This is a genomic window from Pseudomonas donghuensis, from assembly GCF_000259195.1.
Taxonomy (GTDB): domain Bacteria; phylum Pseudomonadota; class Gammaproteobacteria; order Pseudomonadales; family Pseudomonadaceae; genus Aquipseudomonas; species Aquipseudomonas donghuensis.
The window spans coordinates 1-18453 of record NZ_JH650778.1; the positions used below are offsets into that span (position 1 = coordinate 1).

Below are 18453 nucleotides of genomic sequence, written 5' to 3' on the forward strand. Positions count from 1 at the left end.
TCAACTGGCTCAGGCCTTCTGGCGCATCACCAAAGGCCTTCAGCGCTTTTTCGAACAGGGCCTGGCAGGCCAGCGCGGTCAGCGGGGTTTTCTCCGACGGCTTCCACACCACGGCGTTGCCGCACACCAATGCCAGGGTGGTGTTCCAGGCCCAGACCGCGACGGGGAAGTTGAAGGCGCTGATGACCCCGACCACACCCAGCGGGTGCCAGGTTTCACGCATGTGGTGGCCCGGGCGCTCGGAGGCGATGGTCAAGCCGTAGAGCTGACGCGACAGGCCAACGGCGAAGTCGCAGATATCGATCATTTCCTGCACTTCGCCCAGGCCTTCCTGGGTGATCTTGCCGGCTTCGATCGACACCAGTTCACCGAGCTCGGCCTTGTACTTACGCAGCACTTCGCCAAACAGGCGGATCAACTCACCGCGGCGCGGGGCCGGGACGTTGCGCCAGGCCTGGAAGGCTTTTTCGGCCTGATCGATCTTGGCGGTCACCTGGGCTTTGCTTTCCAGGTGCACCGAGGCAATCGCGCTGCCATCGATCGGGGTGTGAACGGGATGGTTACCGTGGGTGTAGGCAGCGGCCGGGACACCGAGGCGGTCAAGCAGTCCATCAACCATTTTCTTCTCCTGCATGCGATGAGTGGTTGAAAAAGTGATAGGGATCAGTATTAATCCGATCACTCTGGCGCAACAAACGACCTTTATTCTGCATATCATTCCGCCAGGTAATGATCTACTGGCTTAGAGACCGCTATGTCCAAACGTCTGGTGCCATCGATGGCCGCCCTGCAGTGTTTCGAGGCTGCCGCTCGGCACCTGAGCTTCACCCGCGCCGCCGAGGAACTGCACCTGACCCAGAGCGCGGTGAGCAAGCAGGTGGCCCAGCTTGAAGAGATGCTGCGCCATCACCTGTTCCTGCGTATCCGCCGACGCCTGCAGCTGACACCAGCAGGCGCGCTGTACCTGGCCGAGGTCAACAAGATTCTGACCCAGGTCGACATGTCCAGCCGTTACATCATGTCCTACGGCGAACAGACCGAAGTCCTCAAGGTAGCGACCCAACCGAGCTTTGGTGTGCGCTGGCTGATCCCGCACCTCAAAGGTTTCGGCAAGCAGTACCCGAACATCCACCTCGACATCCGCAACGAGATGGAACCCTTCGCCCTGCTGCAGGCCACCGCCGACGTGGTGTTCTTCTTTGGCCAGGGTACCTGGCCAGGGGCAACCTGCATCGAGCTGTTCGGCGAAGAAGTGCTGCCGGTGTGCGCGCCGGAACTGTTGCAGGGGCGTACGCTCAAGGACGCCAGCGAAGTGGCCGAATTGGTGCTGCTGCAAAGCACCTCGCGCCCGGAAGCCTGGCACGAGTGGTTCCTGGAACAGGGCCTGCATTCGGCCAACAGCTATCACGGGCCGCGCTTCGATACCTTCTATATGAGCCTCAGCGCTGCTCAGTCCGGCTGCGGCGTGGCCCTGGTGCCGCGCTACCTGGTGGCCCAGGAGCTCGCCGAAGGCAAACTGATCGTGCCTTGGCAGTACAGCATGCGCAGCAATGGTGCGCATTTCCTGGCGTTTTCCGAGCATGCGGCAGAGGTGCCAAAGGTGCGCGCCTTGGTTGACTGGATTCGCGGAGAGCTGGCCGGGCAAGATTGATAATTTTTGGAATGACAGATCGACTTTTTTTCGCTTGTGCAGGCACTGCATTCCTCGCTTTCATGTAAAGGTGCCCACTTACCAGGAAGCTTTCGATGCCCGCTCAAGATTTCGTCAGCCCGGACAGCATTCGCGCGCAGTTCTCGGCCGCCATGTCGCTCATGTACAAGCAAGAGGTGCCGCTGTACGGCACGCTGCTGTCGCTGGTGAGCGAAATCAATCAGCACGTGATGGCCGAGCAACCCGAGGTTGCCCAGGCCTTGCGCTGGACCGGCGAGATTGAACGCCTCGACCAGGAACGCCACGGCGCCATTCGCGTCGGCACGGCTGAAGAGCTGGCAACCATCGGCCGCCTGTTCGCGGTGATGGGCATGCAGCCAGTGGGTTACTACGACCTCAGCTCTGCCGGCGTGCCGGTGCATTCCACTGCCTTTCGCGCCGTGCACGAGCAATCGCTGCACATCAGCCCGTTCCGGGTCTTCACCTCGCTGCTGCGTCTGGAACTGATCGACAACCCGGCGCTGCGTGAACTGTCTGGCGAGATTCTCGCCCGGCGGCAGATCTTCACCCCGCGCGCCCTACAGCTGATCGAGCAGTTCGAGCGTGATGGCGGCTTGAATGCCGACAATGCCCAGGTTTTTGTCAACGAAGCCCTGCACACCTTCCGTTGGCACCGGGACGCCACAGTGACCGCCGAGCAGTACCAGCAACTGCATGACCAGCACCGCCTGATTGCCGATGTGGTGGCCTTCAAAGGCCCACACATCAACCACCTGACCCCGCGCACCCTGGACATCGATGCCATCCAGCTGGGCATGCCGGCCAAAGGTATTCCGCCCAAAGCCGTGATCGAAGGCCCGCCACCGCGTCGCTGCCCGATCCTTCTGCGTCAGACCAGTTTCAAGGCGCTGCAGGAAAAGGTCGCCTTCACCGATCAGCACGGTGAAGGCAGCGGCAGCCATACCGCGCGCTTTGGCGAGATTGAGCAACGGGGCGCCGCGCTGACGCCGAAGGGTCGCCAGCTGTACGACCAACTGCTCGATAGCGCCCGCGCGGCGCTGGGTGGCGTGCCCGCCGAGGCCAATGCCGCGCACTACATGGGTTTGCTCAGCGACAGCTTCAAGGCCTTTCCGGATGACCTGGCGCAGATGCGTGAACAGGACCTCGCGTACTTCCGCTACTTCCCCACCGAGCGTGGCCTGGCGGCGCGCGGGGATACTCAGCGGCCAAGTTCATTGCAAGAATTGATCGACGCCGGGCATATCCACTTTGAAGCCCTGGTGTACGAGGATTTTCTGCCGGTCAGTGCGGCTGGGATCTTCCAGTCCAACCTGGGCGATGAGGCGCAGAGCGAGTACGGCAGCAATGCCAACCGCGATGCCTTCGAGCAGGCGCTGGGCAAGCCGGTGCAGGATGAGTTGGCGTTGTATGCCGAAAGCCAGCGGCGGTCGTTGCAGGCGTGTGCGCAGGCGTTGGGGCTTCCTGCGCTTTAAGCCCCTTTATACCGAGGTGATCGCAGCTGTTGCCGGCAGAATTTCCACTTTTGGCAAATCCATGGCATCGGCCTCGCCTTGCAGAAAGTCGCTCAAGCGCCGCAAGCGCTCGCCACCCGGACGGGTTTTCGGCCAGACCAGGTAGTAGTCCAGCCCGCTGGCAACCGCCGTCGGCCAGGGCAGGCTGAGCCGGCCCTGAGCGACGTCCTCGGCGACCATCAGCAAGTCGCCCATGGACACGCCATAGCCCCGGGCGGCGGCGATCATGCCCAGCTCCAAGGTGTCGAACACCTGGCCACCCTTGAGCGAGACCTTGTCGGTGAGGTCCATGCGCGCCAGCCAACTGCGCCAGTCGCGCTTGTCGGGGGTCGGGTGAAGCAACTCGATGCCCGCCAGGCGCCGCTCGTCCCAGGGCCCTTCCTTGAGCAGTTCCGGTGCCCCGACCGGGATCAGCAGCTCGGAAAACAGCCGCTTGACCTCCCAGTCCGGCGCAAAGTGCCCATCACTGAGCAACACCGCGCAGTCGAAAGGCTCGTGATTGAAATCGACATGATCGACATCCATCCAGGCACTGGTCAGTTGCACTTCGTTGCCCGGCTGCAAGTGACGAAAGCGGCTGAGGCGCGCCAGCAGCCAGCGCATGGTCAGGGTCGAGGGCGCTTTCATGCGCAAAATATCGTCTTCGCTGCGCAGGGTGCTACAGGCACGCTCCAGCGCCGCAAAGCCTTCGCGCACCCCTGGCAACAGCAAGCGCGCCGCTTCGCTGAGCTGCAGGCTGCGGCCATTGCGCACGAACAAACGACAGGCAAAGTGCTCCTCAAGCGTGCGGATATGGCGGCTGACCGCGCTCTGGGTTATCGATAACTCATCTGCGGCGCGGGTAAACGAACTGTGCCGGGCCGCTGCTTCGAAAGCCCGCAGTGCGTATAGAGGCGGTAAACGACGAGACATGACGGCGGGCTCCGGGTTATCCACAAGCAATCGTCAGGATCATACTCCCATGAGTTTTAATCATGCCAACCATCGCTATTATCCTTTTGTGGATAACCGTACAAAGGCTCAGACTTTCACGCTTTGAATCTATCGCGTAAGAAAAGGACGACTCCATGCAGGCTGCGCCGACCCATGAACTCAAGGCTTTGCTGCGCCTGGCCGGGCCGCTGATCGCCTCGCAGTTGGCGCACATGCTGATGGTACTCACCGACACCCTGATGATGGCCCGCATCAGCCCGCAGGCACTGGCCGGCGGCGGCCTGGGTGCGGCGAGCTATTCGTTCGTGTCGATCTTTTGCCTGGGCGTGATCGCCGCGGTCGGTACCCTGGTGGCGATTCGCAAGGGTGCCGGTGATATCGTCGGCGCCACCCGCCTGACCCAGGCCGGGTTGTGGCTGGCCTGGGTCATGGCCCTGGTGACGGCGCTGGCGCTATGGAACCTGGAGCCAGTGCTGCTACTGCTGGGCCAGAGCCCGAACAACGTCGAGGCTGCCGCGCAGTTCCTGCTGTTGCTGCCTTTCGCCCTGCCCGGCTACCTGAGCTTCATGGCCTTGCGCGGTTTTACCAGCGCCATTGGCCGCTCGACGCCGGTAATGGTGATCAGCCTGATCGGCACAGTGGCCAACTTCCTGCTCAACTACGCGTTGATCGAGGGCATGTTCGGCCTGCCGAAACTGGGCCTGGTGGGCATCGGCCTGGTGACCGCCATCGTTGCCAACTGCATGGCCGTGGCCATGGCCCTGTACATCCGCTGGCACCCGGCCTATGCGCCCTACCCGATTAGCCAGGGCCTGAGCCGCCCTTCGTGGCCGGCCTTGCGCGAGTTGTGGCGCCTGGGCTTGCCGATTGGCGGCACCTACACCGTAGAAGTGGGCCTGTTCGCCTTCGCCGCGCTGTGCATGGGCGTGCTCGGCAGCACCGAACTGGCCGCACACCAGATCGCCCTGCAGATCGTCTCTACCGCATTCATGATCCCGGCAGGCTTGTCGTACGCCGTGACCATGCGTGTAGGGCTCTATTACGGTGCCGATAACCTTCTCGGTGCTCGCCATGCCGGCCGCGTCGGGATCGGTTTTGGCGCGGCGATGATGCTGATGTTCGCCATCCTCTTCTGGCTGCTGCCGGATCCGCTGGTGGGACTGTTCCTCGACCACGATGACCCGGCCTTTGCCGCGATCATCCAGTTGGCCGTAAGCCTGCTGATGGTCGCCGCCTGGTTCGAGCTGTTCGATGGCGTGCAAACCATTGCCATGGGTTCGATCCGCGGGCTCAAGGACGCCAAGACCACCTTCCTGGTCGGGCTGTTCTGCTACTGGGTGATTGGTGCGCCGGCCGCCTGGCTGCTGGCGTTCACCCTTGGCCTGGGTGCGGTGGGCGTGTGGTGGGGGCTGGCGCTGGGCCTGGCGTGTGCAGCGGTGAGCCTGACCCTGGCCTTCGAATGGCGGGTGAAGCGCTTGCTGGGCAGTTCGGCTGGGGTGAACAAGGCGACTGCTTCGGTGGTTTGAGGCCCCTGTGGGAGCTGGCCTTGCCAGCGATGGGCTGCACAGCAGCCCCAGCCTCTAGAGAGCTACCGACTGCTGCGCCGGCCCGTGCAGCAAATACGCCATCAACTCATCGATCGGTAACGGCCGGCTGATCAGAAACCCCTGCACCTGGTCGCAATCAAAACTGCGCAACAGGCCCATTTGCTCAGGGGTTTCCACACCTTCAGCGACCACCTCCAGATTGAGGTTGTGCGCCAGGTTGATCATCGCGTGCACCAGCTTGCGGTTCTCTTCGCGCTGCTCCATGCCGCCGACAAAGCTGCGATCGACCTTGAGCAAGGTGATCGGCAGGCTGTTGAGGTGCACGAACGACGAAAAGCCGGTACCGAAGTCATCCAGGGAAAAGCGCACACCCAGGCGCCCGAGGGCATCCATGGTCTGCTTGACCAGGTCATTGCGGCGCATCACCGCGGTTTCGGTCAGCTCGAACTCCAGCCAGCGGGCATCGACACCATGCTCGATGATCAGCCGGCTCAGGGTCGCCAACAACTGGCTGTCCTGGAACTGGCGAAACGACAGGTTCACCGCCATGTGCAGCGGCGCCAGGCCTCGCTCGCGCAGCGCCTGCATGTCGCGCAGGGCGCGGGAAATCACCCAGTAGCCCAGGGGCACGATCAACCCGCTCTGCTCGGCCAGCGGCACGAACTCGCTGGGCGGCAGCAGCCCGCGCTCGGCATGGCGCCAGCGCACCAGGGCTTCGAGGCCGACGATGCGCCCGTCGGCCAGGTTCAGCCGCGGCTGGTAGTGCAGCTCCAGCTCGTCGCGACGCAGCGCCCGGCGCAGTTCGCTTTCCAGGTCGGCAAGGCTGCGGGCGTTGCGGTTGATGCGTTCGTTAAAGACGTGAAAGGTACAGCCCTGGGTACTCTTGGCCTGCTGCATGGCAATGTGCGCATGCCACATCAGCGGGTCGGCGCCGCCCTGGGCGCGGGCATGGGCGACGCCCAGGCTGCAGCCGAGCAGCAGGCTTTCGCCGTCGATCCAGTAGGGTTCGGCCAGGGCTTCGGTAATGCGCTCGGCCATCCACTCGGCGCGTTGTGGCTCGCGGCGGGTATCGATCAACAGGGCGAACTCGTCGCTGCCCAGGCGTGCGACCTGGTCACCGGCTTCCAGCTGGCTTTTCAGCCGACCCACCACTTGCAGGATCAGCCGGTCGCCGGCCTGGTGGCCGAGGGCATCGTTGGCATGGCGAAAGTTGTCGAGGTCCAGGTGACCGAGGGCAACGCCGCGCCCGTCATTGTCGGCCAGGCGCGCCGCCAGCAGGGTCTGGAAGCCCTGGCGGTTGGCGATGCCGGTCAGCGGGTCCTGTTCGGCCAGGCGCTGCAGGGTCGCTTCCAGCACGCCGCGTTCGCGGACGTGGCGCAGGCTGCGGCGCAGGATATTGCTGGTCAGTTGGTCACGGATCAGCCAGTCACTGACCCCCGGCGGCGGCACCTGCGGCTCGTGCTCGAGCAGCAGAACCATTGGCAATATGCAGCGCCCGGGCGCCGGTTGCAGTGGCGGAGTCGCCAGGACCAGCGCATTGCGGTCATTGGCAAACAGGCTGTCGACCGCCTCCCAGTTCGGAGCGGTCAGCAGTACCGCCTGGCCCGCCATCGGCAGCAGACACTCGCGCAAGACAGTGGCCCATTCCGGCTCATCGGCCAGCAGGAGCAAACGCAAGGGTTCGACGGGCGTAGACAAGCTGGCTCCTTAGGACGTAGACACAGTCAAATGACGATGGGCAGCGAGAATGCGTATCCTAAACCATTAATGAAAATGATTTTCACTTAAAGTCATGCCATTCCATTGCCGACATCCCGCAGGTTTCGCCACGCATCCTGCGGGAAAGTATCAAATGCGGCAAATTTAGATCGCGTGGTACGTCACACTGTCAGACGGTCGCGGCAGAAACTTTCTACCCCTGCTAAAATGCCCGGCTATTTTTCTAGCGTCCCCGGTTTTCGTCATGTCCCGACTCAACCCTCGGCAACAAGAAGCCGTGAACTACGTCGGCGGCCCTCTTTTGGTGCTCGCCGGTGCTGGCTCCGGCAAAACCAGCGTGATCACCCGCAAGATCGCGCACCTGATCCAGAACTGCGGCATCCGCGCCCAGTACATCGTGGCCATGACCTTCACCAACAAGGCCGCGCGGGAGATGAAAGAGCGGGTCGGCACCCTGCTGCGCAAGGGCGAAGGCCGCGGCCTGACCGTATCGACCTTCCACAACCTGGGCCTGAACATCATCCGCAAGGAGCATGAACGGCTGGGCTTCAAACCGGGCTTCTCGATCTTCGACGAGACCGACGTCAAAGCCCTGATGACCGACATCATGCAGAAGGAATACTCGGGCGACGACGGCGTCGACGAGATCAAGAACATGATCGGCGCCTGGAAAAACGACCTGATCCTGCCACCCGAGGCCCTGGAAAAGGCCCGCAACCCCAAGGAGCAGACCGCCGCAGTGGTCTATGCGCATTACCAGCGCACCTTGCGGGCGTTCAACGCGGTGGACTTCGACGACCTGATCCTGCTGCCGGTCAAGCTGTTCCAGGACAACCCCGACGTCCTGGAGAAGTGGCAGAACAAGGTGCGTTACCTGCTGGTCGACGAATACCAGGACACCAACGCCAGCCAGTACCTGCTGGTGAAAATGCTGATCGGTACGCGCAACCAGTTCACCGTGGTCGGCGACGACGACCAGTCGATCTACGCCTGGCGCGGCGCGCGGCCCGAGAACCTGATGTTGCTCAAGGACGACTACCCTTCGCTGAAGGTGGTGATGCTCGAGCAGAACTACCGCTCCACCAGCCGTATCCTGCGCTGCGCCAACGTATTGATCTCGAACAATCCGCACGCCTTCGAAAAGCAGCTGTGGAGCGAGATGGGCCATGGCGACGAAATCCGCGTGATTCGCTGCAAAAACGAGGAAGCCGAGGCCGAACGGGTGGCCATGGAGATCCTCAGCCTGCACCTGCGCACCGACCGGCCCTACAGCGACTTCGCCATTCTTTACCGGGGCAACTACCAGGCCAAGCTGATCGAGCTGAAGCTGCAGCACCACCAGGTGCCGTATCGTCTGTCAGGCGGCAATAGCTTCTTCGGACGCCAGGAAGTCAAAGACCTGATGGCCTACTTCCGCTTGCTGGTAAACCCGGACGACGACAACGCCTACCTGCGGGTGATCAACGTACCGCGCCGGGAAATCGGCTCGACCACCCTGGAAAAGCTCGGCAACTACGCCACCGAGCGCAAGGTTTCGATGTACGCCGCCAGCGAGGAGCTGGGCCTCGGTGAGCACCTGGACAGCCGCTACACCGACCGCTTGCAGCGCTTCAAGCGCTGGATGGACAAGGTCCGCGAGCAGGTCGCGCTGGAAGACCCGATCGCTGCCCTGCGCAGCATGATCATGGACATCGACTACGAGAACTGGATTCGCACCAACAGCTCCAGCGACAAGGCTGCGGATTTTCGCATGAGCAACGTCTGGTTCCTGATCGAGGCGTTGAAAAACACCCTCGAGAAAGACGAAGACGGTGGCATGACCATCGAAGAAGCCATCGGCAAGCTGGTACTGCGCGACATGCTCGAGCGCCAGCAGGAAGAGGAAGACGGCGCCGAAGGTGTGCAGATGATGACCCTGCACGCCTCCAAGGGCCTGGAATTCCCCTACGTGTTCATCATGGGCATGGAGGAGGAAATCCTCCCCCACCGTTCCAGTATCGAAGCCGACACCATTGAAGAAGAACGGCGCCTGGCCTACGTCGGGATTACCCGCGCCCGTCAGACCCTGGCCTTCACCTTTGCCGCCAAGCGCAAGCAATACGGCGAGATCATCGATTGTTCGCCGAGCCGCTTCCTGGACGAGCTGCCCGACGACGACCTGGCCTGGGAGGGCCTGGACGACGCGCCGACCGAAGTGAAGGCCGCTCGCGGCAACAATGCACTGGCCGATATCCGTGCCATGCTCAAACGTTAGATAATCAACCTTTGCTGCGGCGTATTGCCGTGGCCACTCTTGCTACATCGAGGAAATACCACAGTGGAAGCACTGCACCAGAAGATTCGCGAAGAAGGCATCGTGCTTTCCGATCAGGTTCTCAAAGTCGATGCGTTTCTCAACCATCAGATCGACCCTGCGCTGATGCAACTGATTGGCGACGAGTTCGCCCGTCTGTTCGCCGATTCGGGTATCACCAAGATCGTCACCATCGAAGCCTCGGGCATTGCCCCGGCGGTGATGACCGGCCTGAAGCTGGGCGTTCCGGTGATTTTCGCGCGCAAGCACCAGTCGCTGACCCTGACCGAAAACCTGCTGGTGGCTTCGGTGTATTCCTTCACCAAGCAGACTGAAAACACCGTGGCGATCTCCCCGCGCCACCTCAACAGCAGCGACCGCGTGCTGGTGATCGACGACTTCCTGGCCAACGGCAAAGCCTCCCAGGCGCTGATCTCGATCATCAAGCAAGCCGGTGCCACCGTTGCCGGCTTGGGTATCGTCATCGAGAAGTCGTTCCAGGGCGGCCGCGCCGAACTGGACAGCCAGGGCTACCGCGTTGAATCGCTGGCTCGGGTGAAGTCGCTGGAAGGTGGCGTGGTTACTTTCATCGAGTAATTTGCGCTGGCCTCATCGCTGGCAAACCAGCTCTCACAGATACTGCATACCGCGGACCTTGTGGGAGCTGGCTTGCCAGCGATAGCGTCCTCAACGGAACGCTGTTGCCTGCAACCCCGCCAGCAACAAGCGCTGATACAAGTCCTCCTTCAGCCCCTGCGGCTGCGCCAACCCCATCCGTGCCAACTGCGCAGGAAACGCCTCGGGTGCCGGTGCATCCAGCGCCGCCTTGCCCAGCTCCAGCACCTCGCTCAGCTTGAACTTGCTCTTGAGCCAGTTCAGCGCACGCAATAAATCACGCTCTTCAGCGGTGAAGTCACTGCCCAGCGGATACTCGGGGAACAACCGTGGGTGCCTTTCGCGCAGTGCCTGCAAACGCTGCGGGGTGTTCTCGGTGAAGCGCTGATCAAGGTGGAAATCCTTCGGCAACTTGCCGGCCTGCTGGGCTCGCTCGATCAGCTCGGGCTGGAAGCGTGAGTCCGTGATCGCCAGCAACCGGGCAATCACCTCGGCATCAGTCTGCCCACGCAGATCGGCAATACCGTACTCGGTAACGACGATATCGCGCAGGTGCCGGGGGATGGTGCAGTGACCGTACTCCCAGACCAGGTTGGAGCTAACCTCGCCGCCCGCCTCGCGCCAGCTGCGCAGCAGCAGGATCGAGCGCGCGCCTTCGAGTGCATGGCCCTGGGCGACAAAGTTGTACTGCCCGCCCACCCCGCTGAGTACCCGGCCATCTTCCAGCTGATCGGCCACCCCGGCGCCCATCAAGGTCATGGTGAACACCGTGTTGATAAAGCGTGCATCCCGGCGCTGCAGACGCTTGAGCGACTCCTGGCCATACAGCTCGTTGATGTAGCTGATGGCGCTCATGGCAAAGCGTTTGCGCAGGCTTAGCGGCATTTCCCGCAAGCGCTGGTAAAACGCCTGAGGGCCAAGAAAGAAGCCGCCATGCACCAGTACCCCCTGGTCATCCAGCTCGCCGTTGTTGGCCGCCTGCTGGCGCGCCTCGTCAGGGTAGACCGGACGGCGGATGATCCCGGCTTCGACCAGCGCCAGCAGGCCGTTGACGAACATTTCGCTACAGCCATACAGGCCGCGGGCGAAGGGCTGGATGCCGCCTTCGCGCTCGACCAGGGTTTGCCAGGGCGTCAGGTCAAGCTCAGCCAGCAACGCTTGGTAAGCCTCACTGTCCGCCTGACGCGCCAGCAGCCCGGCGGTCAGCGCATCGCCCATGGCACCGATGCCGATCTGCAGGGTGCCGCCATCGCGCACCAACGTGCTGGCATGCAGGCCGATGAAATGGTCTTGAGTGGTGACCGGCATGTTCGGTGTGGAAAACAACCGGGTGCATTCCGGGCTGTCGATCAGCAGGTCGAAATCGTCCCTGGGCAGCTCCGAAGCGCCCGGCATGTAAGGCAGTTGCGCATGCACCTGGCCGAGCAACAGGATGGTTTCACCGGCTGCCCGGCGGCGGGCGATCATCGGCAGCAGGTCAAGGGTGATGTCCGGGTTGCAGCTCAAGCTCAATTGCCCGGGATGCGCCGGGTCTTCGGCAACCAGTTGCGCCACCAGGTTCAAGCCCTTGGCGTTGATATCGCGGGCGGCATGGCTGTAGTTGCTGCTGACGTAGTCCTGCTGGGCCATGGCGCTGTGCAGCAGGCTGCCCGGCTGCAGGAAGAACTGCTCGACACGGATGTTTGCCGGCAACTGGTCGCGGCGCAGGTCGTGCAGGTAGTCCAGTTCGAGGTAGTCGGCGAACACCCGCTCGATGAAGGGCTCAAGGAAGCGCCGCTGCAAGCCGTCGCCCAGGTCCGGGCGGCCCAGGCTCAAGGCGGTGTAGATAGTCAGTTGCCGCTCGGGCAACTGGCGAACGCGCGCATACAGGGCATTGACGAAGCGGTTGGGCTTGCCCAGCCCCAGCGGCAGGCCCATGTGAATGTGCGCGGGCAGGCGCGCCAGCACCTGGTCTACGGCATCGTCGATCGAACAGCGGTGCGCCATCTCGGCCTCCTGCGGCATTCCTTGACCACGTTGGAGCGAGCATGCCGCCAGATTGCTGCGCTGACCAGCGCTAAAAAGCACAAAGCCCGCACGTGGCGGGCTTTGTTGGGCAAGCGCTGGGCTTACAGGCCGGACATCTTCTTGATGGCGCCCTTGAGGTCGTCATCCGAGCAGTCGGCACAGGTGCCTTTCGGCGGCATGGCGTTGATACCGGTAATGGCCTTGGCAAGGATGCCGTCCAGACCGCCCTGGTGGTCGGAGCGCGCTTTCCAGGCAGCGGTGTCGCCGATTTTCGGCGCGCCCAGCAGGCCACTGCCGTGGCAAGCGTTGCAGTGCTTGGCGATGATTTCATCCGGGGTCTTGGCACCGCCGCCGCCAGCAGCCGCTGCGACTTCCATACCCTTGCATTCCTGACCCTGTACACACACCTGGCCGACCGGTTCCAGTCGCTTGGCGATGTCGTCGTTGGTCGCAGCTTGTGCGCTGACTGCCCAAAGGGCCAATACGGCAGCTGGTACGGCCAGCATTTTCTTGATTAGATTCACGCGTACACCCTCATGGTGGCTAGTCACGCCTGCGGCCACGGTTTCGCAGGCGGCGCAAGTATAACGGGAACCCTGCCTCACCGAAACAACCCTAGTGTCCAAAGGGTCTTAGCCGCGACAATCCGCCGCGCAGTACCCGCTAGAAGTTGGCCGGAGTCGCCGCGCTGATCAGCCGAGCCGGCTCATCGTAAGGATTGCGGAAACGGTGCGGCTTGGTACTTTCAAAATAGTAGCTGTCGCCCGCTTCGAGGATGAAAGTTTCCAGGCCCACCACCAGTTCAAGGCGGCCTTCGAGGAGGATGCCGGTCTCTTCGCCATCATGGGTGAGCATTTCTTCGCCGGTATCGGCACCCGGCGGATAGACCTCGTTGAGAAAGGCAATGGCCCGACTCGGGTGCGCCTTGCCGACCAGTTTCATGGTCACCGCACCGTCCGAAATGTCGATCAGCTCGTGGGCTTTATAGACGATCTGGGTAGGGTTTTCCGGTTGCAGCTCTTCGGAAAAGAACTCGACCATCGACATCGGAATACCGCTCAGCACCTTGCGCAGCGAGCTGATGGAGGGGCTGACGCTGTTCTTCTCGATCATCGAGATGGTGCTGTTGGTGACGCCCGCACGTTTGGCGAGTTCACGCTGTGACAGGCCCTTGAGCTTGCGAATGGCTTGCAGTCGTTCACCGACGTCCAATGCTGGAGCCCTCCTAAACGAACGAGTGGGGTCGAAATTGAACGTTATCATCGCAACAGCGTTCAGTATTTACAACACTTCGACCCGCAGCCTGTCCGCTTTGGCGCTTTAATCGCCGCTGTAGTCCAGCGGTACGCGCTTGAGGTTGCAGAAAATCTGGTAGGGAATGTTGCCGGCATGCATGGCCACTTCGCTGGCCAGCACGTTTTTGCCCCACAGCTCCACCGGACTGCCGAGGCCCGCTTCCGGCACGTCGGTCAGGTCAATGCAGAGCATGTCCATCGACACCCGACCGATCAGTTGGGTGCGCTTGCCGGCCACCAGCACTGGTGTGCCGTTTGGCGCCTGGCGCGGATAGCCGTCGGCGTAACCCATGGCTACCACACCAACCCGGGTCGGCCGCGGGCTGACAAACTTGGCGCCATAACCTACAGGCTCACCGGCCGGTAGCTCACGGACGCTGATCACTCGCGATTGCACGGTCATCACCGGCTGCAGGCGCGCAGCTTCTGCCTGGGGTACGTCGAACGGCGTGGCACCGTACAGCATCAGGCCCGGGCGCACCCAATCGCTGGGCACATTCGGCCAACCGAGCACGGCCGGCGAGTTGCGCAGGCTGATCTCGGCGCTCAGGCCCTGGCGCGCAGCCTGGAACACCGCCAGCTGTTCGTTGCTGGCATCGCTGTCGAGTTCGTCGGCACGGGCGAAGTGGCTCATCAGCACGATGCGCGCAACCTTGCCGCTGGCCAGCAGGCGCTGGTACGCGGCCTGATAGTCCTTGGCATGCAGGCCAACGCGGTGCATGCCCGAGTCGAGCTTGAGCCAGACAGTGATCGGCTTGCTCAGGTGCGCCTGCTCGATGGCTTCCAGCTGCCACAGCGAATGCACCACGCACCACAGGTCGTGCTGGACGATCAGTTGCAGTTCGCTGGCTTCGAAAAAGCCTTCAAGCAGCAAGATCGGCGGTTTGATCCCGGCTGCGCGCAACTCCAGCGCCTCTTCGATACAGGCCACGGCAAAACCATCGGCCTGCTGCTCAAGGGCCAGGGCGCAACGCACGGCACCGTGACCATAGGCATCGGCCTTGATCACGGCCAGGGCTTTGGCTCCGGTCAGTTCGCGGGCAAGTTGATAGTTGTGACGCAGGGCTTGAAGATCGATCAGGGCACGGGCAGGACGCATGACGGCAGCCTTCTGGGCAGTCTGGTTAGAAGTAAAAAACCCGGTGCTCAAAAGGCAACTGGTCGGCCGCCTGCGGCACCGGGCGAGGGATCGGGTGTTACGGCAGGGCGGCGACCACCGACAGCTCGATAAGGATTTCCGGTTCGCACAGCTTGGCTTCGACGGTGGCACGGGCCGGGGCGACGCCTTTTGGCAGCCACTTGTCCCACACCGCGTTCATGCCCTGAAAGTGCGCGTCGATGTCCTTGAGGTAGATGGTCACCGAGAGCAGGCGGCTCTTGTCGGTGCCGGCCAGGTCCAGCAGGCGCTCGATGTTGGCCAGGGTCTCGCGGGTTTGCTGCTCGATCCCGGCGTTCATGTCGTCACCCACCTGGCCCGCGAGGTACACGGTGCCGTTGTGGGTAACGATCTGGCTCATGCGCTCATTGGTGAGCTGGCGCTGGACTGACATGCTTGGCAGGCTCCTGGTGTTTTCCGTAGCGAGAGATATCGAGGCCTTCGGCACTGATTTGCGGCTTCTTGCGCGCAATCAGGTCGGCCAACAGCCGACCGGAACCGCAGGCCATGGTCCAGCCCAACGTACCGTGACCGGTGTTGAGGAACAGGTTGCGGAACGGCGTGGCTCCGACAATCGGCGTACCGTCCGGGGTGGTCGGGCGCAGGCCGGTCCAGAAACTGGCTTGGCTCAGGTCGCCGCCATGAGGATAAAGGTCGTTGACGATCATCTCCAGGGTTTCGCGTCGACGCGGGTTCAGCGACAGGTCAAAACCGGCGATTTCGGCCATGCCGCCAACGCGGATGCGGTTGTCGAAACGGGTGATCGCGACCTTGTAGGTTTCGTCGAGAATGGTCGAAGTCGGCGCCATCGCCGGGTCGGTGATCGGTACCGTCAGCGAATAGCCCTTGAGCGGGTAGACCGGGGCCTTGATGCCCAGCGGTTTGAGCAGCTGCGGCGAGTAGCTGCCCAGGGCCAGCACGTAGCGGTCGGCGGTTTCCAGCTTGCCATCGATCCACACGCCGTTGATGCGGTCTCCGGCGTAGTCCAGGCGCTGAATGTCCTGGCCAAAGCGGAATTCGACACCGAGCTTGATCGCCATTTCCGCCAGGCGGGTGGTGAACAGCTGGCAGTCGCCGGTCTGGTCGTTGGGCAGGCGCAGGGCACCGGCAAGAATGTCGGTGACGTTGGCCAGGGCCGGTTCGACGCGGGCGATGCCTTCGCGGTCGAGCACTTCGTACGGCACGCCGGACTGCTCGAGGACGGCAATGTCCTTGGCGGCGTTGTCCAGTTGCGCCTGGGTGCGGAACAGTTGCGTGGTACCGAGGGTACGGCCTTCGTAGGCAATGCCGGTTTCGGCACGCAACTCGTCGAGGCAGTCACGGCTGTACTCGGACAGGCGCACCATGCGCTCCTTGTTCACCGCATAACGGCTGGCGGTGCAGTTGCGCAGCATTTGCGCCATCCACAGGTACTGGTCGATGTCGGCGGTGGCCTTGATGGCCAGGGGCGCGTGACGCTCCAGCAGCCACTTGATGGCTTTGAGCGGCACACCCGGGGCCGCCCAGGGCGAAGCGTAACCAGGCGAGACCTGGCCGGCATTGGCAAAGCTGGTTTCCATGGCGACTGCCGGTTGGCGGTCGACCACGACGACTTCAAACCCTTGCCGTGCCAGATAGTAGGCACTGGCGGTTCCGATCACACCGCTACCAAGCACCAGAACTCGCATGTTTAATACCCTCGAAGCAGCGTACCGCTGACATTTGTTGTTAATGGCATAGATGCGCGCAGTATAGGAAGGTATGACCAGTGCTTTTCACTATATAAAAGCCTATATTTGGCGAGAATTCTCGGCAAGGTTGGCTTTTACGGAGGGGCATCCACTATGAGAACCCAGCACCAAAGCAAACGTGAACTGGACAAGATCGACCGCAATATCCTGCGCATCCTGCAGGCAGATGGGCGCATCTCGTTTACTGAACTGGGCGAAAAGGTCGGCCTGTCGACCACCCCCTGCACCGAGCGGGTCCGGCGCCTGGAGCGCGAAGGGATCATCATGGGCTACAACGCCCGGCTCAACCCGCAGCACCTGAAGGGCAGCCTGCTGGTGTTCGTCGAAATCAGCCTCGACTACAAGTCAGGCGACACCTTCGAGGAATTCCGACGTGCCGTGCTGAAGTTGCCGCACGTGCTCGAGTGCCACCTGGTCTCCGGCGACTTCGATTACCTGGTCAAGGCGCGGATTTCCGAGATGGCTTCCTACCGCAAGCTGCTCGGCGACATCCTGCTCAAGCTGCCGCACGTGCGCGAGTCGAAGAGCTACATCGTCATGGAAGAGGTGAAGGAAAGCCTCAACCTGCCGATTCCGGACTGAGGCTCAGACCAGCACCTGCCGGGTGCTGGCGATGTACTGGTGCACCAGCTTTTCGGCGTGTGGGTCGATCATCTCGGCCGGGGCCCGGCCATTGGGGCATGGCAGCTTGGGAGTGGTACCGAACAAGCGGCAGATCAGCGGCCGCTCTTCGTACACGGTGCAGCCGTTGGGGCCCAGGTGCACGCAGTTCAGTTCCGCCAGTGCGGCTTCCTGCTCGGCGGCGCTCTTGCGCGGCAGGCGGGCCATTTCTTCCGACGAAGTGGTTACCGGCCCGCAGCAGTCGTGACAGCCCGGCACGCATTCAAAGGATGGGATCTGCTCGCGCAGGAAGCGGATCTTGTGGCTGTTGCAACTCATGGCGGCCTGCGGCAAAGAAGGGTGGCGCACTATTTTGCCCTACGGTTGCCCACCCCTGAAAGTGCAGCTTATCCTGCGTAAAATTTTCCAAACACTCAGAACCAGGACATCGCCATGAACGCCGGCGTTCAGCAGCCCGCCTCGCACACCGCTTCCTACTACGCTGCCAGCAGCGCCCCACAGGCGAATTATCCACAGCTGCAGGGCGAACTGAGCTGTGACATCTGCGTGGTGGGCGGTGGTTTTTCCGGGCTGAACACGGCGATCGAACTGGCCGAGCGCGGCCTCAACGTGATCCTGCTGGAAGCTCGCAAGATCGGCTGGGGCGCCAGCGGGCGCAATGGCGGGCAACTGATTCGTGGCGTCGGCCACGGCCTTGAGCAGTTCACCCCGATCATCGGTTGTGATGGCGTGCGCGAGCTCAAGCTGATGGGCCTGGAAGCCGTGGACATCGTCCGCGAGCGAATCGAACGCCACAGCATCGACTGCGACCTGACCTGGGGTTACTGCGACTTGGCCAACAAACCCCGCGACCTGGAGGGGTTCGCCGAGGATGCCGAAGCGCTGCGCAGTCTCGGCTATCGCCACGAGTTGCGCCTGGTGCAGCCTGAGCAGATGCACAGCGTGGTCGGCTCGGACCGCTACGTCGGCGGCCTGATCGATATGGGCTCCGGGCATCTGCACCCGCTCAACCTGGCACTGGGCGAAGCGGTCGTCGCCAGCAAGCTGGGCGTGCGCCTGTTCGAGCAATCCGCAGTGACGCGCATCGATTATGGCCCGCAGGTACGCGTACATACTGCACAAGGCTCGGTGCTCGCCAGCACCCTGGTGCTCGGCTGCAATGCCTACCTGAACGACCTGAATGCCGAGCTTGGCGGCAAGGTGCTGCCCGCCGGTAGCTACATCATCGCCACCGAACCCCTGAGCGAGGCCCGGGCCAGCCAGTTGCTGCCGCAAAACATGGCCGTGTGCGACCAGCGCGTGGCCCTGGACTACTACCGCTTGTCCGCCGATCGGCGGCTGTTGTTCGGTGGCG

At 62.5% G+C, this 18453-nt stretch carries 17 protein-coding genes; 7 read left to right on the forward strand and 10 right to left on the reverse strand.

Annotated elements, in window-relative coordinates:
• The coding region (locus UW3_RS0122410; RefSeq protein ID WP_010225819.1) for an aldehyde dehydrogenase family protein at positions 1-619 on the reverse strand (619 nt) is incomplete at its 3' end.
• A 135-nt stretch (positions 620-754) separates the two neighbouring features.
• On the opposite strand from UW3_RS0122410, the gene UW3_RS0122415 reads away from it, so the two are divergent.
• The gene (locus tag UW3_RS0122415; protein WP_010225821.1) at positions 755-1651 is read left to right on the forward strand and encodes a LysR family transcriptional regulator; all 897 of its coding nucleotides are present in this window, start codon (positions 755-757) and stop codon (positions 1649-1651) included.
• Positions 1652-1746: 95 nt separating this feature from the next.
• The gene (gene hglS, locus UW3_RS0122420) at positions 1747-3144 is read left to right on the forward strand and encodes a 2-oxoadipate dioxygenase/decarboxylase HglS (protein WP_010225823.1); all 1398 of its coding nucleotides are present in this window, start codon (positions 1747-1749) and stop codon (positions 3142-3144) included.
• Between the two features lie 6 nt (positions 3145-3150).
• On the opposite strand, the gene UW3_RS0122425 is transcribed toward hglS, so the two are convergent.
• Positions 3151-4095, reverse strand: a complete 945-nt coding sequence (locus UW3_RS0122425) for a LysR substrate-binding domain-containing protein (protein ID WP_026001469.1) — start codon at positions 4093-4095, stop codon at positions 3151-3153.
• A 155-nt stretch (positions 4096-4250) separates the two neighbouring features.
• On the opposite strand from UW3_RS0122425, the gene UW3_RS0122430 reads away from it, so the two are divergent.
• The gene (locus tag UW3_RS0122430; RefSeq protein ID WP_010225827.1) at positions 4251-5642 is read left to right on the forward strand and encodes a NorM family multidrug efflux MATE transporter; all 1392 of its coding nucleotides are present in this window, start codon (positions 4251-4253) and stop codon (positions 5640-5642) included.
• 54 nt (positions 5643-5696) lie between these two features.
• Here UW3_RS0122430 and UW3_RS0122435 read toward each other — a convergent pair whose 3' ends face one another.
• Positions 5697-7361 (reverse strand): putative bifunctional diguanylate cyclase/phosphodiesterase, encoded by a 1665-nt coding sequence (locus UW3_RS0122435; RefSeq protein WP_010225830.1) that lies wholly within the window; start codon positions 7359-7361, stop codon positions 5697-5699.
• Positions 7362-7626: 265 nt separating this feature from the next.
• Between UW3_RS0122435 and rep the strand changes: the two genes are divergently transcribed.
• Complete coding sequence (gene rep, locus UW3_RS0122440) at positions 7627-9636, forward strand: DNA helicase Rep (RefSeq protein WP_010225832.1); 2010 nt, start codon at positions 7627-7629, stop codon at positions 9634-9636.
• Between the two features lie 63 nt (positions 9637-9699).
• Complete coding sequence (locus UW3_RS0122445) at positions 9700-10272, forward strand: xanthine phosphoribosyltransferase (protein ID WP_010225834.1); 573 nt, start codon at positions 9700-9702, stop codon at positions 10270-10272.
• Between the two features lie 90 nt (positions 10273-10362).
• Here the strand turns inward: UW3_RS0122445 and UW3_RS0122450 are convergent, their stop codons facing one another.
• The 6 genes from UW3_RS0122450 to dadA form a co-directional block, all read right to left on the reverse strand.
• On the reverse strand, positions 10363-12276 hold the full coding sequence (locus UW3_RS0122450; RefSeq protein WP_010225836.1) for an acetyl-CoA hydrolase/transferase C-terminal domain-containing protein: 1914 nt from the start codon (positions 12274-12276) through the stop codon (positions 10363-10365).
• A gap of 122 nt (positions 12277-12398) precedes the next feature.
• Entirely contained in the window at positions 12399-12821 is a 423-nt protein-coding gene (locus tag UW3_RS0122455; protein WP_010225838.1) for a c-type cytochrome, read from the reverse strand.
• 139 nt (positions 12822-12960) lie between these two features.
• Complete coding sequence (locus UW3_RS0122460; protein WP_010225839.1) at positions 12961-13509, reverse strand: cupin domain-containing protein; 549 nt, start codon at positions 13507-13509, stop codon at positions 12961-12963.
• 108 nt (positions 13510-13617) lie between these two features.
• Complete coding sequence (gene alr / locus UW3_RS0122465) at positions 13618-14691, reverse strand: alanine racemase (protein WP_010225841.1); 1074 nt, start codon at positions 14689-14691, stop codon at positions 13618-13620.
• 97 nt (positions 14692-14788) lie between these two features.
• On the reverse strand, positions 14789-15142 hold the full coding sequence (locus tag UW3_RS0122470; RefSeq protein WP_010225843.1) for a RidA family protein: 354 nt from the start codon (positions 15140-15142) through the stop codon (positions 14789-14791).
• Positions 15114-16415, reverse strand: coding sequence for a D-amino acid dehydrogenase (gene dadA / locus UW3_RS0122475; protein WP_010225845.1), 1302 nt, complete (start codon positions 16413-16415; stop codon positions 15114-15116). Before dadA ends, UW3_RS0122470 begins: the two co-directional genes overlap by 29 nt.
• Before the next feature lie 156 nt (positions 16416-16571).
• On the opposite strand from dadA, the gene dadR reads away from it, so the two are divergent.
• Positions 16572-17060 carry a transcriptional regulator DadR gene (gene dadR, locus UW3_RS0122480; RefSeq protein ID WP_008366790.1) on the forward strand — a complete coding sequence of 163 codons (489 nt, stop codon included), beginning with the start codon at positions 16572-16574 and terminating at the stop codon, positions 17058-17060.
• 3 nt (positions 17061-17063) lie between these two features.
• On the opposite strand, the gene UW3_RS0122485 is transcribed toward dadR, so the two are convergent.
• Positions 17064-17417, reverse strand: coding sequence for a YkgJ family cysteine cluster protein (locus tag UW3_RS0122485; RefSeq protein ID WP_010225850.1), 354 nt, complete (start codon positions 17415-17417; stop codon positions 17064-17066).
• Between the two features lie 114 nt (positions 17418-17531).
• Here UW3_RS0122485 and UW3_RS27510 point away from each other — a divergent pair.
• A partial coding sequence (locus UW3_RS27510) for an NAD(P)/FAD-dependent oxidoreductase (protein ID WP_010225851.1) occupies positions 17532-18453 on the forward strand: 922 nt, incomplete at its 3' end.